15 protein-coding genes and 1 riboswitch are annotated in these 16398 nt (G+C 60.1%); of the genes, 10 read left to right on the top strand and 5 right to left on the bottom strand.

Going from position 1 to position 16398, the window contains the following annotated elements; translation table 11 throughout:
* From P0D80_RS16990 to P0D80_RS16965, 6 genes are all read left to right on the top strand, one after another.
* The gene (locus tag P0D80_RS16990) at nt 1-699 is read left to right on the top strand and encodes a WbqC family protein (RefSeq protein ID WP_408176392.1); all 699 of its coding nucleotides are present in this window, start codon (nt 1-3) and stop codon (nt 697-699) included.
* Nucleotides 696-1673, top strand: a complete 978-nt coding sequence (locus P0D80_RS16985) for a hypothetical protein (RefSeq protein ID WP_408176391.1) — start codon at nt 696-698, stop codon at nt 1671-1673. The genes P0D80_RS16990 and P0D80_RS16985 overlap by 4 nt, the downstream gene beginning before the upstream one ends.
* Nucleotides 1670-2194, top strand: a complete 525-nt coding sequence (locus P0D80_RS16980) for a GNAT family N-acetyltransferase (protein ID WP_408176389.1) — start codon at nt 1670-1672, stop codon at nt 2192-2194. Before P0D80_RS16985 ends, P0D80_RS16980 begins: the two co-directional genes overlap by 4 nt.
* A gap of 33 nt (nt 2195-2227) precedes the next feature.
* Entirely contained in the window at nt 2228-3013 is a 786-nt protein-coding gene (locus P0D80_RS16975; protein WP_408285560.1) for a phytanoyl-CoA dioxygenase family protein, read from the top strand.
* Between the two features lie 5 nt (nt 3014-3018).
* Nucleotides 3019-3756 (top strand): class I SAM-dependent methyltransferase, encoded by a 738-nt coding sequence (locus P0D80_RS16970; RefSeq protein ID WP_408176387.1) that lies wholly within the window; start codon nt 3019-3021, stop codon nt 3754-3756.
* A gap of 74 nt (nt 3757-3830) precedes the next feature.
* Nucleotides 3831-4211: a hypothetical protein gene (locus P0D80_RS16965; RefSeq protein WP_408176386.1), complete on the top strand. Its 381-nt coding sequence runs from the start codon at nt 3831-3833 to the stop codon at nt 4209-4211.
* Here the strand turns inward: P0D80_RS16965 and P0D80_RS16960 are convergent.
* From P0D80_RS16960 to P0D80_RS16945, 4 genes are all read right to left on the bottom strand, one after another.
* Nucleotides 4192-5166, bottom strand: coding sequence for a SphA family protein (locus P0D80_RS16960; RefSeq protein ID WP_408285555.1), 975 nt, complete (start codon nt 5164-5166; stop codon nt 4192-4194). The two genes, P0D80_RS16965 and P0D80_RS16960, sit on opposite strands and share 20 nt — an antisense overlap.
* Nucleotides 5167-5266: 100 nt before the next feature.
* A complete protein-coding gene (locus P0D80_RS16955; RefSeq protein ID WP_408285553.1) occupies nt 5267-6775 on the bottom strand; it encodes a DUF1254 domain-containing protein in 1509 nt (502 codons plus the stop codon).
* A 7-nt stretch (nt 6776-6782) separates the two neighbouring features.
* Nucleotides 6783-8198 (bottom strand): DUF1254 domain-containing protein, encoded by a 1416-nt coding sequence (locus P0D80_RS16950; RefSeq protein WP_408176383.1) that lies wholly within the window; start codon nt 8196-8198, stop codon nt 6783-6785.
* A gap of 25 nt (nt 8199-8223) precedes the next feature.
* Entirely contained in the window at nt 8224-8967 is a 744-nt protein-coding gene (locus P0D80_RS16945; RefSeq protein WP_408285549.1) for a hypothetical protein, read from the bottom strand.
* Nucleotides 8968-9552: 585 nt separating this feature from the next.
* On the opposite strand from P0D80_RS16945, the gene P0D80_RS16940 reads away from it, so the two are divergent.
* Nucleotides 9553-10620 carry an HAD family hydrolase gene (locus tag P0D80_RS16940; RefSeq protein WP_408285547.1) on the top strand — a complete coding sequence of 356 codons (1068 nt, stop codon included), beginning with the start codon at nt 9553-9555 and terminating at the stop codon, nt 10618-10620.
* A gap of 82 nt (nt 10621-10702) precedes the next feature.
* On the opposite strand, the gene P0D80_RS16935 is transcribed toward P0D80_RS16940, so the two are convergent.
* Nucleotides 10703-11713, bottom strand: coding sequence for a sodium:calcium antiporter (locus P0D80_RS16935; protein WP_408285544.1), 1011 nt, complete (start codon nt 11711-11713; stop codon nt 10703-10705).
* A 96-nt stretch (nt 11714-11809) separates the two neighbouring features.
* Nucleotides 11810-11968: riboswitch (yybP-ykoY riboswitch) on the bottom strand.
* A 735-nt stretch (nt 11969-12703) separates the two neighbouring features.
* On the opposite strand from P0D80_RS16935, the gene P0D80_RS16930 reads away from it, so the two are divergent.
* The 3 genes from P0D80_RS16930 to P0D80_RS16920 all read left to right on the top strand — a co-directional run bounded on the left by P0D80_RS16930 (nt 12704) and on the right by P0D80_RS16920 (nt 16393).
* A complete protein-coding gene (locus P0D80_RS16930) occupies nt 12704-13792 on the top strand; it encodes a nucleoid-associated protein (RefSeq protein WP_408285541.1) in 1089 nt (362 codons plus the stop codon).
* The gene (locus P0D80_RS16925; RefSeq protein WP_408285538.1) at nt 13789-14787 is read left to right on the top strand and encodes a GTP pyrophosphokinase; all 999 of its coding nucleotides are present in this window, start codon (nt 13789-13791) and stop codon (nt 14785-14787) included. Before P0D80_RS16930 ends, P0D80_RS16925 begins: the two co-directional genes overlap by 4 nt.
* Nucleotides 14788-14863: 76 nt before the next feature.
* Nucleotides 14864-16393, top strand: a complete 1530-nt coding sequence (locus tag P0D80_RS16920) for a hypothetical protein (RefSeq protein ID WP_408285535.1) — start codon at nt 14864-14866, stop codon at nt 16391-16393.
* Nucleotides 16394-16398 lie beyond the last annotated feature (5 nt).

The following is a 16398-nucleotide window of genomic DNA, read 5'->3' as shown; positions in this document are numbered from 1 at the left end:
ATGAAGCTCGCGATCATGCAGCCCTACCTGTTTCCGTACATCGGATATTTCCAACTGGCGGCGGCAGTCGACAAGTTCGTCTTTTACGACGATGTGAACTTCATCAAGAATGGCTGGATCAACCGCAACCGGATGTTGCTGGGCGACCAGGTGCGTTACCTCACCGTGCCGCTCAGCGGTGCGAGTCCTTCGTTGAAGATTAACGAGGTACTGGTCGAACCGCGCGAGCGCTGGTTACGCAAACTGCTCGAATCGATTCGGCATGCGTATGCCAAAGCGCCTCACTACCCGCAGGTCAGCGCACTGATCGGACGGATTCTGGCCGAGCCTCTCGCACCTGTTTCGCTGCTCGCGTCGCACACCGTCATGGAAATTTGCAGGTACCTCGAGATCGATACCGAGTTCGTCCCATCGTCGACGAAGTACGGCAATGCGCAACTCAAGGGCACCGAGCGGGTTATGGACATCTGCGCGAGAGAACAGGCGAGCACCTACGTGAATCTGCCGGGTGGCCGCGAACTTTACGATAGTGCGGCATTCTCGGCGCGCGGCATCGAGCTCGCCTTCATCGAACCGAATCTGTGTCCTTACGCGCAGTTCGACGACGCATTTCACCCCGCCTTATCGATTCTCGACGTCCTGATGTTCAATAGCAAAAACAGCGTCAGAGATATGCTGTCCGTCGAGGTGGCAGCATGATCGCGTGCGGGCCGCGCGCAATCGGCGGATATTTCGAACTCGAACTGCCGCGGACCGAAGCGACGCTCCACGACGATGCGCTGCGTTTTCAGTCGTCACGAGCGGCGTTTCTCGCACTGCTTCGGGCGATGCGGCCGACTGTCGTCTGGATGCCCTGGTACATTTGCGACGCAATGATCGAGCCGCTGCGCATGACCGGCACGCCGGTCAAACGCTATCGGCTCGACGCCGAATTGCGCGCGCAGTCTGTCGATGTCGCGCACGGTGAGTGGTTCGTCTACGTCAACTATTTCGGCTTGTGCGCTCAACAGGTCGACGACGTGCTCAGCCGGTTCCCGCGTGAACGCGTCGTAATTGACAATGCGCAGGCGTTGTTCGCGCAACCCGCCGATTGCCTCGCCACGCTGTACTCGCCGCGCAAATTCCTTGGCGTGCCGGATGGCGGGTACCTCGTCACACAGCAGCCGATCGCGATGCCGGAAGCGACCGACGATGCCTCGTTGCTGCGCTGCGGGCATCTGCTGACGCGGCTCGCGAAAGACGCCGAAGCAGGTTATGCCGACTACGCTGCGGCCGAAGAAAGCCTGAAACACCAAGAGCCGTTGCGCATGTCGGCACTGACTCAAAGGCTGCTCGCGGGCGTCGACTATGAAAGCGTCCGCGCACGGCGAGCCGAAAATTTCGCCTTTCTGCATGAGAAATTGCAGCGCTACAACCGCTTCACGTTTCGCTATGACGAACACGCGGTGCCGCTCTGCTACCCGTTTTTCGGCGTGCCCACCGGCGTGCGCGAAGCGCTTCGGGCGCAACGCATCTATACGCCCACCTACTGGCCGGACGTTGCGACCGCTGAAGGCGCGCCGGACTTCGAACGCAGCCTTCCTGACTCGACCTTGTGCCTGCCATGCGATCAGCGGCTGACGCACAACGATCTGGCGCCGATGGTGCAACACTTACTGGACCGACTCGCATGAACGACAACACGATATTCCTGCGCGAGATCGAACGCGGCGACCTGTCGACCATCAACACATGGCGCGCCGACAAGGCGCTGGTCAGCCACTTGGGCGGCGCCTTCCGGTATGTGGGCACCGAGATCGACAGTAAATGGTTCGACAGCTATCTCGGCTCCCGGGCGAATAACGTGCGTCTCGCCGTGTGCCTCGCGTCTACCCAGGCAGTGGTCGGCGTGACGTATCTGCTAGGCATCGACTGGGTGAACCGCTGTGCGGAGTTCTCGATTCAGATCGGCGCCGAGACGGCACGCGGCCGGGGCATCGGCGAGGCCGCCACGCGCCAGACACTCGAACACGCATTCGGCGACCTCAACCTCAACCGTATCTCGTTGACCGTGCTCGCGTCCAATGCACGCGCCATCGCGCTCTACGAGAAAGTGGGCTTTCGCGCCGAAGGTCTTTTACGCCAGGCGGCCTTCAAAGGCGGCCGTTATCTCGACGTCATGCCGATGGCCATCCTGGCTGCCGATCGACACTGAGCCTTTTACTTTTGCCGTTGCCTCGCTCCACTCATGAACACGATTGACGATCAACACCACACCGCGCTCGCCACGGCGGGCTGGACGGTGCTTCCCGGCCTGATTCGCCGCGAATTGCTCGATTCGCTGGTGAAGGCGCTCGATCCTTCGCTCGCGTTGCGCGACCAGATCAGGCGACGCAAGGGTGTGCAGGAAAACAGCGCAGGCACCTTGCATCACCTTCTGATGGATGACCCGTGCTACGTCGAATTGCTGGCGGAGCTCTCAACGCTGGAGCGGGTTTTCAAAGGATACTTTCAAGGCAACTTCGTTCTGAATTCGTACGGCGGCGTGATCAACGAGCGCGACTCGCGCTCTTACGTACAAAACGTGCACCGCGATATCCGCTTCGGCTCCGACTCGCGGCGCTTCATGGTGAACGCGCTGGTGATGCTCGACGATTTCACGCTGGCCAACGGCGCAACGCATATTCTTTCGCACTCGCAAAACCTCCAGCAGCAGCCCACCGACGAGCATTTTTACGCGCAGGCGTCACGAGCTACCGGGGAACGCGGTTCGGTTCTGCTGTTCGATTCGCGCATGTGGCACGCCACCGGCCGCAACACCACCGATGCGCCGCGCCGTGCACTGACACTGACGTTCACCAGCCCCTTCTTCAAGCCGCAACTCGACTACGCGCGGCTGTTCGGATACAGCAATCTCGACCGCTGCAACGCCTGGATGCGCCAGGTGCTCGGCTTCAACGCCCGGGTGCCTGAGTCGCTCGATGAGTTTTACGTGCCGGTGGAGCAGCGGTTCTATCAACGCGGACAGGATTGACGACCATGAGCAGAGACTACGACGCAGAAGCGAAAGATCATCCCGAACATCGCTACGCTTATGACTTCGATTATCTGATGCATGAATACATGCTTCGAACATTTGCACCGTTCCACGTCAGCGGCAACGCGCTCGAACTGGGATGCTTCGAAGGTAACTTCACGCGACTCCTGACACAGCGCTTCGATTCACTGGAAGTGGTCGAGGCATCGGCGGACTGCATCGCCGTTGCGTCAGCCAAGACGAAAGGCGCCGTCAAATTCCATCACTCGACGTTCGAGACTTTCGAACCCGCGCGACGCTACGACAACATCTTCCTGATCCACACGCTTGAACACCTCGATCATCCGGTCGAAGTCCTGAGCCGGATCCGTGGCTGGTTATCGGAAGGTGGCCGCCTGTTCGTGGCTGCTCCGAATGCGCGCGCCGGATCGCGGCAAATCGCGGTCAATATGGGGCTGATCGACCATCACGCGGCCGTGACGGCGGCTGAAGCCGCACACGGTCATCGCGTGACTTATTCGATCGATACGCTGCGAGCCGATCTGCGTGCGGCAAAGCTCCGCCCGGTCACCGAAGGCGGCGTCTTCTTCAAGGGCCTTGCCAACTTCCAGATCGATGCCGCATTGAAGGCCGGTATCATATCCAGAGCGTATCTGGATGGCTGTTTCGAGTTGGGGCGCGTTTATCCTGACTTGTGCTCCAGCGTGTACGCGATATGCGAGCGCGGCACGCGCGGTTGATCGGCTTCGGTCCGGATGTGAAGGATATCCCAGCCGCACGGAACCAGCGGCCGGACAGCAGCAGGTAATAACGGTTGTCGCGCGGCTCGACAAAGAGCGCATGGCTCCAGGACGCAAGCGGCACGCTACATCTGAATGCCGCGGACTGGTACGACGCGGCATCGCTCGACGGCGTGGCGTATCAACTCAGCACCGCCGCGTGGCGGGTCAACGCGGCGAAAAACGCGCAAACGAATCTGCAGTCCGACCCGATGCTGCCCGCCGACGGCAAGAAATCCGCACAGGCACCGGACGTCATGATCGCTGCGCAGCCGGCCGAACTCGTGGTGACGGACGGTAAGCCGGCACTGCAACCGGTGAAGGGCGTGAATCTGCTCTCTGTCACCAACGCCGACCGTCCGGCACCGCGCCTGTCACGCATCACATGCCGCGGCGTCACTGAAACGTCGCATTGACCGACAGTTGCACCGCATTACCCTTCGGCCGGTTGCTCACGTTGAACTCGTTGACCCAACGCAGCGACGCCGACACGGGTGTTTTCTGCACCTTGCCCGACCACGTGATCATCGGCCCAATGCCCACGGAATGACCCTGACTGCCGCCGACGACGTCCGCAATCCCGCCGCTGTCATGGCCGATCTGCTGGATATAGCCGCCCACCACGCCGACGCCCCAGCCGCTGCTGAAGCGCTTGAGCGCCAGCAGATCGAGCACGCTGACCGGCGCGTTGTGATAGCGGGTGTCGTTATTGGGCGTGTAGAACTCAAGGCCGTAATTCAACGACAGTTCGATGTTCTCCTGCGGCAGCAATTTCGTATAGGCGATCGTCGGCGTGAAGGTCCACGTGTTCTGTCCGGCGTTGGCGAGCCGGTTCGGGTTGTACGCACCGGTCGGCGCATAGATCTGCACGCTCAACGCGACGTGGTCGGTCTTGGTCAGGTGATAGCCGGCGACCACCGGCGCGAAGAAGATATCGGCGAACTGCGTGCCGTGGTCGTTCGGCAAGCGGCCGCGAAACGACGAGATGTCGGTGTACTGAAGCGGCACGCCAAACGAGGACGCGAAATTCCAGCCGCCTACCGTAATGCCCCACGTCTTGACCGCGTTGAGAATGGTGTAGACGGCCGTCACGTCGACGCCGGCCGTCACCTGTCCGGCGATCGGAATCGACTTGCTCGCGCCGAGCGAGCCTTCGTAATAGATCGTGGCGGCCGACACGATCCAGTCGCTGGTCGGCGGGACGACGCCGCCGTAGGGCATCACCTGCTGGCCCGTGATCGGACGGCCGATGCCGCCTTCCGTCGCCGACGCCGTTTGGGAGAGACTCACGCCGACGGTGGTCAGAAACGCGCCCTTGCACAATCCGGCAACGAGCCGCCTGGCTGCGAAGAAACAGTTAGGTTGACTCATAATCGTCCTCATCGAATGGAAGTTCGGCATTCTCACTCCTACGGAACCGCATCCGGGCCGGCTGCGTCCGCAAGCCGCACTGCGCGCAAGCGCGCAGGCGTCAGGCTTCGCGCACGATTGGCGGCGGCGTCCAGTTGCCATCCAGCAGCGCTTGCTGCGGCCGGTAGGCGCGCAAGTACAGGGAGAACACCTCGTTGGCCGGCGCCGGCAGCCAATTGGCGAACTTGTCGTCGCTGGGTTTCGCGTGTTGTACTTGGAGCGTGAGCAAGCCGTCTGCGTCGAACTTCAGGTCTTTGTTCTTCGTACCGAGTGTGTAGCGGTTTTGCGGGTTGGGGGAAAGAAAATGGTGCGAGTCATATAGCGTCAGCGACCAGAAACCTTTGACAGGCGGCAACCGGTCTCTATGGAAGGTCACGGTGTAGCGCCCGCTGCCATCAAGACATCGGCCCGATGCATCGGTATCCGAATAAAAACACTTTATCTCGTTGGCCTTGTTGACAAAGACGTGCGACGTCGCTATTGCCGTTCGCGAGTAGTAGTCCGTACCAAAGGCTGCACCGTTGCTGAAGGTATTCCAGTTTCCCGCAAGCCGCTTGCCGAACAGATTGAAATTGGAGAGCGGTGCGATCAGATCCGCTTCGGCTCTCGCCGTTTCGTCGATGATGGCGCTTCTGAGTGCGCCGTCCCGGCGCGTGGCGGCGATCAGCGCACGTGCCTGCGCATAGAGCGCCTCTTCGCCATGTTGCGGCGGCGCTTCGTCGAGCACGGCGGGCAGTGTGTCCCAGAAACGGTTCGGATCGACCCGTTCGATCTCTTCCGCGCTTGCGTGCGTCGCACTGCGGGCCGCGCCGAAACCGGGCAGTGCCGACCAGTCCGTTTCCTTGAACTGGCCGTCGTAGTCCGCGAGTGGATACACGCCGATTTTGCTGATCAGCGACTGCACCAGTGCGCGATCTTCCGGCGTGTCGTCCATGAACACGCGCGGAATCAGCATGCCTATCGCGGTGGGCGAGCGGAACATCTGGCGGATGCCCTTCGGCGCCGGGCCATGCCAGTCCGGGCCCGCCAACAGATAGAAGCCCGGCCGCGAGCCATACATCTTGCCGAGGCTCGTGAAACTATCAGTGCGCAGATCGACGGCCTGATAGACCCAGAAGCGTCTGCCGAAATCCGGCACCTGGACGATCGCCGGCGTAGTGCGCAAATCGAGCATCGCGCAACCGTCAATCAGATCGCGATTTGGGCAGCCGACGTAGCGCGTTTGCGGCTGAGCATAATCGCGCAGCATCGCGAGACGGTTGGGCGGAGCGACCGGCGCGACGCCTCCATTCAGCCCCGGCCGCGGCACCTGCTGCATCGCCAGCAATCGGCGGTAGACATTCACCAGCGGCCACGCCCAGAAATAGGTTTGGCGCGCCACCAACCGCGCGTATTCCTCCGACATCATGTCGCCCGCCACCGGACCGGGCACGGACGCCGCGCCGGCCGTCGCGGCAGACCACGGACGCTGCTGCATCTTCGCAAGGATCGGCGCGGCAACCGACGCCAGCACGGCCGCCGTCACCCATGTCGCCGCCTTCCTATGCATGTCGATGTCCGGGTCGTCCATGCGCGCCTCAGAGCTTCTGCAGTGTCGGAAACGTCCAACTGCCGTCGAGCACGGTCTGGTCCGGCCCGTAGATTCGCATGACGAGGTCATACGCACCGACAGGCGCGGGCAGCCAGTTCGACATTTCGTTCGCGCCCGGCGCCTTGTTCTGCACGTAGATATCCAGCGAACCGTCCGCACCGTATTTCAGCCCCTGAGTACGATCACCGACCGAGTAACGGTGAATCGGATTCGCCACCAGATGGCGCGCCGGCAAATCGTAAAGCGTCATCGACCAGAAGAACTTCGCCGGCGGCAGATCTTTTTTGTCGAAGTGCAGGACGTAGGGCTGTGAACCGATCAATTGCTGATGCTCGGCATTCACGCGCGTCCCGACGTACACCGCTTCCTCCTTCGTATTGCCGTAGATGCCCATCGCCGCGGCGACGGCGCGCGTCGTGTAATCGTCTTTCAGGTCGGCGCGGCTGCCGAACAGGTCGAAGGAACTGGTGGTGCGCTTTTCCGCGTCGGCCAATGCGGCTTTGCCGTCGGCGACGCCCGCTTCGAGCGCCGCGCGCGTGTCGGCTGGCAACGCGGCCGGATCGAACGGTGCGCCGGGTGCAATGCCGATCTTCGCGAAGCGTCCCATCAGCTCGCGCTCCGACGGCGCGGGCGGCTGCGTGAACTGCAACAGGAAGTTCAGGTAGGCAATGAAGTCGACCGAGGTCGCCTTCGCTTCGTCCCATTTCGGAAAGCTCAGTTTCGCGGCGGGCGGTGGTGCGGCCGTGTGTTCGAAAGCGGACAACGGCGTGAGCTTGTACTGCTTCTGGATCGCCTGCACGTTCTTGACGTCGCTCGCGCCGTTGAGCGCCGTGCGGCCGAGCGTCAGAATCAGGTCAGTCTCCGAGCGGAACACCTTGTCGATGCCCTTGGGCGTGTCGCCGTGCCAGTTGGGTCCGGCGAACAGATAGTGGCCCGCGCCGTTACCCGTGGTGCGCGAACCGACGTACGCGAAGTTATAGGTAAACAGGTCGATCCACTGGAACACGTAGTAGCGCTCGTTCGGCACCGCTGGCACCGTCAGCACCCACGGTTCACGGCGCAGATCGAGCCATGCCCACGAGTACGGCGTGTCGTTGTTCGGCGTCACGATTTCCTTGTTCTCGGGACCGTACGGCCGCGAGTAGTTGCGGAATTTGCCAAAGCCGCCCACGTACGACTTCGAAGTGGGATCGACTGCCTGCTGATAGAGCGTCTTATAGTTGAACAGCATCGGATAGGCGTACAGGAACGCATCGCGGGCGATACCGCGCGCTTCGTCCGGGGAAGCGGTCACCGCGGCGGCCGGGGCGCTCGTTTGCGCCGTCGCCGGCATCTGCGGCAGCACGGCCAACGCCAATCCGGCGACGCATGCCTGCATTCCCACGCGTTTTAAAAACGTCATCGCTAAGCTCCCCTCGAGTTCTCGTTTATTTGCCAAACGTCATGTTCAGGCCAGCAAAAATCGTGAACTGCGGCACGCTCGCACCGGAATGCGCGATCGAGTATTGCGGTTCGATGAACGCGTTGTAGATCGTCGAACCGCCCTTCCATGCCTTGCCCGCGCCGAGGCCGACGGGGATGTAGTAGCTGCCGTGCTGCAGATCGAACGTCCATATGCCGGTCGAACGGATGTACCAGCCGCCGGGCAGATTGAATATGCCAAAGGGCTGCGCGGTCAGCGATTGCGTGGTGGGCCGGCTGCTTTGTCCGGCGAACGAGTGCTGCCACTGCACGAGCCCGCCGATCAGCCGCGCCCGGATGGCGCTCACGGCAACAGCGGCAAGACCTGCCTGCCACTTGCCGGTGCCGAGGCTCGGATCGGTCGCGGTCGGCATGGTGACGAGCGGGCCCACGCCGAGCTGCACGTCGCCTTCCGAGAGCAGAAAGATGTCGAACAGATTGAGGTCGCCGAGGCCGGTGTTGTAGCCGCCGCTCGGATCGGGCCGCGTACTGAGCGGCACCGTGCCGCGGAAGATTTGCGGCACGCCGGTCAGGCTATTCGGGCCGACCAGCACGGTAGGGCGCAGCAGCAGGTCGTTGGTGTGCGCACTAGCGCCGAATACGCTCGGCGTGTAGTAATTCTGGATGTTGAATGAGGCGGCGAGATTGAGCGGGTTATTGCTTTTATTGGCGTCGTCGGCGGATGCCTGAGCGAAGACCGGCGACGACACGAACGCGGCAGCGCATAATGCCCCCGCCCCAAACACGCAGCTTTAACCCACTATCGAGCCTCGTTTTATGGCCATTTCTTATAGGCGAGCACCTGCCTTTGCCTGACGCGAAATCATTTCAAAGGGATGGCGTTCGGGTGACTGATTTAAATCGAATTCATCTCGCTCGCGTGTTCGCGCGTCCGGGCAGCCATGCGCAGCCGGACGCGATGTCACGCAAATAACCCGCGTTATGTCGCTTGAACAATCTGGAAAGACGGCGCAGCTGGATACACGGCTTGCATGAGCGCTCCTTGAAACGAGAGACGCCGCATCAAACGAAGCATGCGGAAAGAAGAAGATTCACCACGCTGGCATCGTTAGGAATACTAGCAACGATTCTGGAAATTACAGAGATAAATTTGTAACGCGGCCGAAAGCCAGATCAATCGGGTCCGACTTCCCCGCTTGTTCAATTGGCATTTTTTATGACGGAACAGGCTCAACCGTCATGTCGAAAAAATCCCACAAGGGCTGCAATAACCGCTTTGGCCCATTAGACTTGCGCTCGCTTGAATTCGACCCACCGCTTTCGATGAGGCTTTCATGATTCGCACGTTGCACCGGTACTGCATTGCCTTCACCGTTGTCCTTCTTTCCGCTTGCTCCGTGACGCCGCGCCAGGACGCCATGTCGCAGACCGGTGAATCGACGGCCGCCGGGTTGGCGTCATGGAACGACACGAAGACCAAACGCTCTATCGTCGACTTCGTCACGCTGGTGACGACGCCCGAGTCCAAGGACTTCATCCCGCGCGCCGACCGGATCGCCGTGTTCGATAACGACGGCACGCTGTGGCCGGAGCAACCGGCCTCGGTGCAACTGGTGTTCGCGCTGCAACGTGTGAAGACGGTGGCCGCGCGGCATCCGGAATGGAAGCGTCAGGAACCGTTCCGCTCAATCCTCAAAGGCAATCTCAAGAATGTGGCGGCAAGCGGCGACGCCGGCTCGATGCGGGTGTTGGCGGCGGCCCACGCCGGCCTGACGGGCGACCAGTTCGCCGCGCTCGTGCACGAATGGTTCGATGCCGCGAACGACCCGCGCTTCAACCGGCCTTACGCCGATCTCGCGTATCAGCCCATGCTCGAGTTGCTCGCCTATTTGCGCGCGAGCGGCTTCAAGACCTATCTGGTGACGGGCGGCGACGTCGAGTTCGTCCGCGACGTGGCTCAGCGCATGTACGGCATTCCGCCCGAGCAGGTGATCGGCAGCACCGTGAAGTATCGCTACGGCCAGAGCAACGGCGCGGTCTCGCTGACGCGCCTCGCGCAAGTCGACACGCTGGTCGACGGCTCGGCCAAACCACTTGCCATCGATCGCGTGATCGGCCGACGTCCGGTGATCGCGTTCGGTAACGCGGACGGCGACGCGCCGATGCTCGAATGGACCTCGGCAGGCGACGGCCCGCGCCTCGCCGCGCTCGTGCATCACACAGACGCGCAACGCGAATACGCGTACGACCGCGCGGCGAAGAGCGGCAAGCTCGACAAAGGTCTGGACGAGGCCGGCGCGAAAGGCTGGCTCGTCGTCGATATGAAAGATGATTGGAAGACCGTGTTCAAGCCTGAAGGCGCGACGACGGCAGCGGCGCCGGCGACGCCCCCGGCGAACTGAGCCTGAACCGCTGAAGGCCATTCGTAAGCGGCCTTCAGCGGTTGTTAGAGTTGTCGCGCTATGACTGGCTTTAGCGCCTTGTCTAGCGACTCAGCGTAATCGCCAGATACGTGGCATAGAGCGCGCCGCAAACCAGCAACGCCCACACCGGCACGCCGCGCTCGCGCACGTTGAGCCGCAGCCACGCCGCCGACGCGAGCGTGATCACGATGCCGGTCACCACTTCGATGCGCGGCACCCACGGCGTCAGCAGAATACCGATCGCTGGCAGCAAGGTGCCTTGGAACACCATCGCGCCGGTGATGTTGCCGAACGCCAGCGTGTCCTTGCCGCGGCGAATCCACAGAATGCTGTTGACCTTCTCGGGCAGCTCGGTGGCGATAGGAATGATCAGCAGCGAGAGCAGCAGCGGCGACACCCCAAGCGCCTGCGACACGCCGCGCACACCATGGATGAAGCCTTCCGCGCCCCACACCAGCAGCGCGACGGCCAGCGCCAGTTGCACCACGATGGTCGCGAGGTTGGTCGGCACGCCAAGGCGCGAGATCAGCATCTTGCCCGGCGCTTCGGTGCCGTGGCCGGCATCGACCAGATCATTCGATGCGCGGAAGGTCATCACCACATAAGTGACGTACACGCCGACCAGCGCCACGCTGAAGAACGCGCGCACCATCATCTGCTCATGCGGCACGTACATCGCTGCGGCGGCCAGCACGAACGCGCACAGGAAATAGTTGAGGTCGCGCGTGAAGCCCGTACGCTCTGGCGCGACCCAGCCGCGCGCGCCGCGTGAACCGAGAATCGCAAGCGTCATGAGGAAGGTGGAGAGGGTGGAGAGCATCAGCGGCGCGCCGAGAATCGCGCCGACGCCGATCTCCTGATTGACCGCGCTATCCGTCGTGCCGCCCGCGATCGCGAGCAGCGGCACTAGCGTCTCGGGCAGCGCTGTGCCGACAGCGGCGAATAGCGAACCCGTTACGCCTTCGGAAATCTTGAGGCGTTCGCCCAGATGCTCGAGCGCATTGGTGAAGAGCTCGGCCGCCACCAGAATGACGACCAGCATGATGCCAAGTTCGAACAGGAGACCAGTCATGCGCGGCGCTCCGCATACACGCAGAAGCAGCGGCGCGGCGGACGGGCAGAAGGGGAGACTGGCAGGGTACGACGATGTTTCACAGGGCAACTCCGCGGTCGGACGTAGATGACAAACCAATGACGCACCGCCGCCCGTCCGACCAGAACGAGGCAGTGCGTCAATGGGCTCGCCAAACCGACCCGGTCGAACGCGCCATGACCCGCAGGCCAAGTATGTTGACGCGCTCATCCTTCAAAGGATGAAGGAAGTCGGGACACGACAAGGCCGCAAAAAACAAAAGGGCTTAGCGCATTCTGCGTGTGTCGTTACCCCACTGATGTCACGAAATACACCCTACTCTTGTCGTTTCCGACTTGGTTCGACGAGTTTTCGATAGAAAATCAGCTGCGGCCGGCGGCCTTTTCAGGGGGCGTACACCCTACCGGTGTCGCACAACCCTTTAATGCACCCTACAGACGTCGCACTCTGCATTTCGCTGAAAGCCCCGCCAGGCAAGGCGGAGCGGCGGTGGTCTGTGGCTAACCCTCATCCAAACTCAGCACTTAGCGGGATTTTCACGGACATCGAGCGCATCGCCGTCCCATCCAGCGACCTTACCAGGACGTCGCGCCCCTAATCCCGTCTTACTGTACCAACCAGCTACCGTAACTGAAGCCGCAGAGCTGTATATTTATACAGTATATAAATTTTTCTTGCGGGTCAACTGCAGGGTAGCGCTTCATACATGAAAGCCCCCCAAACTTACAGAATTGAAAGAAATTCGTTTGAGGCGATGTCTGTGCTGCGACTACCAGTTGCTTTGCTTACGCCTACAGGCGCAGTCGTGCCAATCAGTCGGGGCAGATTGGTATCTAACGAAATGGCAATTTGCCCAACGGAGGCTTTTGACAACGGCGCGCGCTGAGCAACCAACATTGGCTTACAATCGCCAGCGGTCTGGCGCTCAGATACGCGCCGAATCTCAAAAATATAAAGGCTGGAGGGCCGATGCAGCTTCTCAACCTCACGATTTCACGTGTGATTCTGCACGAGGTTTTCAAGCGCGGTAATGACGGGAACAAAGTGCAACCCGAGTTTGGAGACGAACTCGAGGTGCTGGACGACGAAGCCGCTGAGGCACTTCGAGACCGCGTCGTAACTGCTATGACCAGCGCAACGCGATGCGTTCAGATGTCCATCGTGAAGGCGAGCGCGGAGAGCCTCGTTCATCGCGCGTCCACATCTCTCGATGCCGACGATGCCGGTTTCATTGCCGAGTCGCGGGGCATCGCCGACAAGCTCGCTGACGAACAAAAGAACCGCAACCTTCCGGGTGGCGTGGTCGTCGTGTTTAGCGGCACCGCCGGCCATCCTGCACGGCGACTGGTTGGCGTCATTAAGGCCGAAGTGCATAATGGTTTCATGCGGGCGCGGGAAGCTGCAGACGCAAAGCCAAAGCTCAAGTTTTTGAAATCGCTTATGCTGACCGCGCAGACCAAGCTCTACAAGGTCGGGCTTTTCTTGGAGCCGCAGGCGCCGGTTGAAGGCGAACTTCCCGCTGGTTGGGACGCCTACATCTATGACGAAACCTTGACGGTGGCGAACCGGTACGGCGCGGCCAAGTATTTCTACGATGGATTTTTAGGGCTGGGTTTTCCCCAGTCTAGTGCGCGTCAAACACTGCAATTCTTCGATTTGACGAAGGCTTTTATCCAAGCGGTGGACAAGCCCGAGGAAGAAAAAATCGTGCTGCATAACGCCCTCATCACGTATTTGCGCGCGGACCAGCTTCCGACCGTCGGAATCGCATCCTTTGCAGATACGTATTTCGGGGATGCCGATGCGCGCGACGCCTATCGTGCGTACATGGTCGAAAAAGGATTTCCAGAGGTCGCGGTCAACAAAGACACGACTGACGTTGCGTCGGCGATGAAATTGCGCAGGCTCAATTTTGCTAGCCGTGTCCGTATCAGCGGTCCTGCAGACTCGTTCGACAAGCTGGTAACGGTGTCGCTTATCGACGGCGAAGCGAAGAACGGCGTCACGCCGCAGTGGACGCAGGTAATCATCAAAGACCGAATCTCTACGCAAGAATGACCGAAACTGAATTCCTTGCACGATGGCACGCCGAGCGGGAGTCGTACGCCGCTTGGGGTCTATTCGTCAAGAATCAGATTATTGCGGACCTGCACGCGTCGGTAGACCGCTTCGATGCGCACGCTTTTCTTAAAATTCCGCCGAAACCCCGTACGAAGACGGACGACTCCCTCATCGGTAAAGCGTTTCATCGAAACAAACCGTACGCGGACCCGTACGTCAGTATCGAGGACAAGGTCGGCGTCCGCTTCGTGGTATTGCTTACATCTGACATCAAGAAGATTCAGCACGTCATTGAGCAGTCCAGCAGATGGGCGTGTAGTCTCGATAGAGATTACGAAGCGGAACGCGAAACTAGGCCGTTGGAGTTTACGTATCAGTCGACACACTATGTCCTGAAGTCGGCGGAGTCGTTTCGCACAGAATCCGGCGTTGAGATTCAAAAAGACACGCCATGCGAAGTGCAAATTCGGACGTTACTTCAGCACGCACACAGTGAACTGACGCACGACAATATCTATAAGCGTGAGCCTGGGTCCGAGGTTGCCAAGACGGTAGAGCGAACCGTTGCCAAGAGGATGGCGCTGATTGAGGCGGTTGATGACTACTTCATCAGCGCCGTCGACGAGCTCAATTCGGCAACTAAGGCTGAGCGTGAAGCGCTCGAAACGCTGGCTACGGTCTACTCGGAGCACGTCGGTTTCGCTCCCCAGACCGACCTAAGCAACCGACTCGTATTGCAGGCTTTTCGCCAAAACCTAGGTGAAGACCTACGTCAACGTCTGACTGATTTGCTAGGCAAGAAGCCGTTCATTGCCGAACGTGTCAAAGGGCGCGCTGACGCGCAATATCTCTACCGGCAAGCGTGGATACTCTTAGCGTATCTGATGGCAGAAACCGCACCTGCTGCGACTGCCGAACGGTGGCCACTGACGCCTGACGAACTCCGTCCCGTCTATACCGATTTAGGTCGCGCGTTCCCAGCTCAAGTCTAGTCGCCGAGAAGAAATGGCGAGGGCTCGGTTCACGATTTCATTGCGCGCAAGTGCAGCAACTTTACGAGCGCAATAATTGCGTTCACTTCGACTGGGGGTTAAATCGCTGAACTTTCGCCGCCTCAATAAATTGCTGAGTTCGATTCGACAGAACGAAAAACGCAACGTGACCACACCAATCGCTGAAATGAGCGACAACGAACGTCGCCTAGAACAATTAATGCAGCCGCATTCAGTATGGGACAGAGTTTCGTCGCTTACTGCACCTGACTCGGACGTTGATGTCTCCGAGCCGGACCCCGTCCTCTTGCGTCGCGCCTTCGATGTTTTTGTTGCCCAAATCGGAATCGACGCCTGGCTCTCCCGGCGTGACGCCATCGCCGAGCAGTTCCAGACGAAATCTATCGAATTTGTAGGCTGCGTCGACGCTCCTCTGCTAGCTTTCGACGACACCATCGCGTGGTACCTTTACTTATGCGAGTTGGCTATTGCACGCCCCTACGAGCTGCCGACCTACTACTCCGCTCGAGTATTGCCGTTCCTTGGCGTCATTGGGAGCAAGCTCCGATATTCAATTTCTGTGAAGAATCTGGATGGCAAGCTCCGCCAGACGATGACAGACCGTATGCGCGAGCCTGACGGGTACATCTTCGAAGTGCTCGTGGCGCTTTCGTACGCCGAATGTGGGTGGACGGTAGAGTTTCTTCCTGAGGGAGCTGACCCGACGCCTGACTTGCGCGTTGAAAGGCTCGGGCAGCAACTTCTCGTTGAATGCAAACGAATGTCGTCGCGTTCGCAGTATGCGATTGAGGAGGAGGCGCTCTGGAGGCGTCATTGGGACGAGGCCCTCCCTGTCTTGCGCGAAGCGGGCCAGTTGGTTTGGCTGGACGTCGCGGTTCACGTCGAGCTAGTGAATTTGCCGAGCGATTGGCTGCAGAGGCGCATCATGGCGTTGTCACCACTAAAAGGTACAGAGGCGTCTTCGTCCGATGAAGAAGCGACTATTCGCCTGCGAACCGTCGACCGTACGGAGCTCGACTCCGACTTAGCATGGAGTTCGGTGAAATTGGCAGGCTCAAAGTTGCGCCACTTGCTCGGCGGCGACTGGGTACCGGAAAATGCAATTACCTCGTTGTCAGTGGAAGGGAAAACGAAGACTTCGGGAGTGCTGCCTGGCTACTTTGCGACATACTTGGATACAGTGGATTGGGCGAGCGGAGCGACATTTAGCTGCGATGCTGACGGCGCCATTGAGCGGAAAGCGCGAGATGTAAAGGCCACTATAGCCCGCGCAGTGCGCCAACTGCCCGACAACCTACCCTCTGTTTTGCATGTCGCCTTTGAGACGCTCGAAGGGCCTGGCGTCGAAACGCAGCGTATGAAAAAAGTCGTTTCATCCATCGAAGGCATGACGTCGATGAAGAAGGTCATCGCAATCGTTCTTCATGCACTGGGTCCAGTCGATAGCAAAGGGCAGGTCATGGTCATTGACGAAACGTCATCCGATTTCTGGCGCGGACCACCGTCGCGAGATTTGATTCCATTGATGGTCGTGTTGCCAGCCGGCTATGGTTTGAAATCTCGCAAAGGCGCTCATTGGGTGTAGCGTGA

Source organism: Paraburkholderia sp. RL17-373-BIF-A (genome assembly GCF_046030175.1).
Classification (GTDB): Bacteria; Pseudomonadota; Gammaproteobacteria; order Burkholderiales; family Burkholderiaceae; genus Paraburkholderia.
Note: the sequence above shows the minus strand (reverse complement) of the source record. Positions and strands in the feature narration are given on the sequence as shown.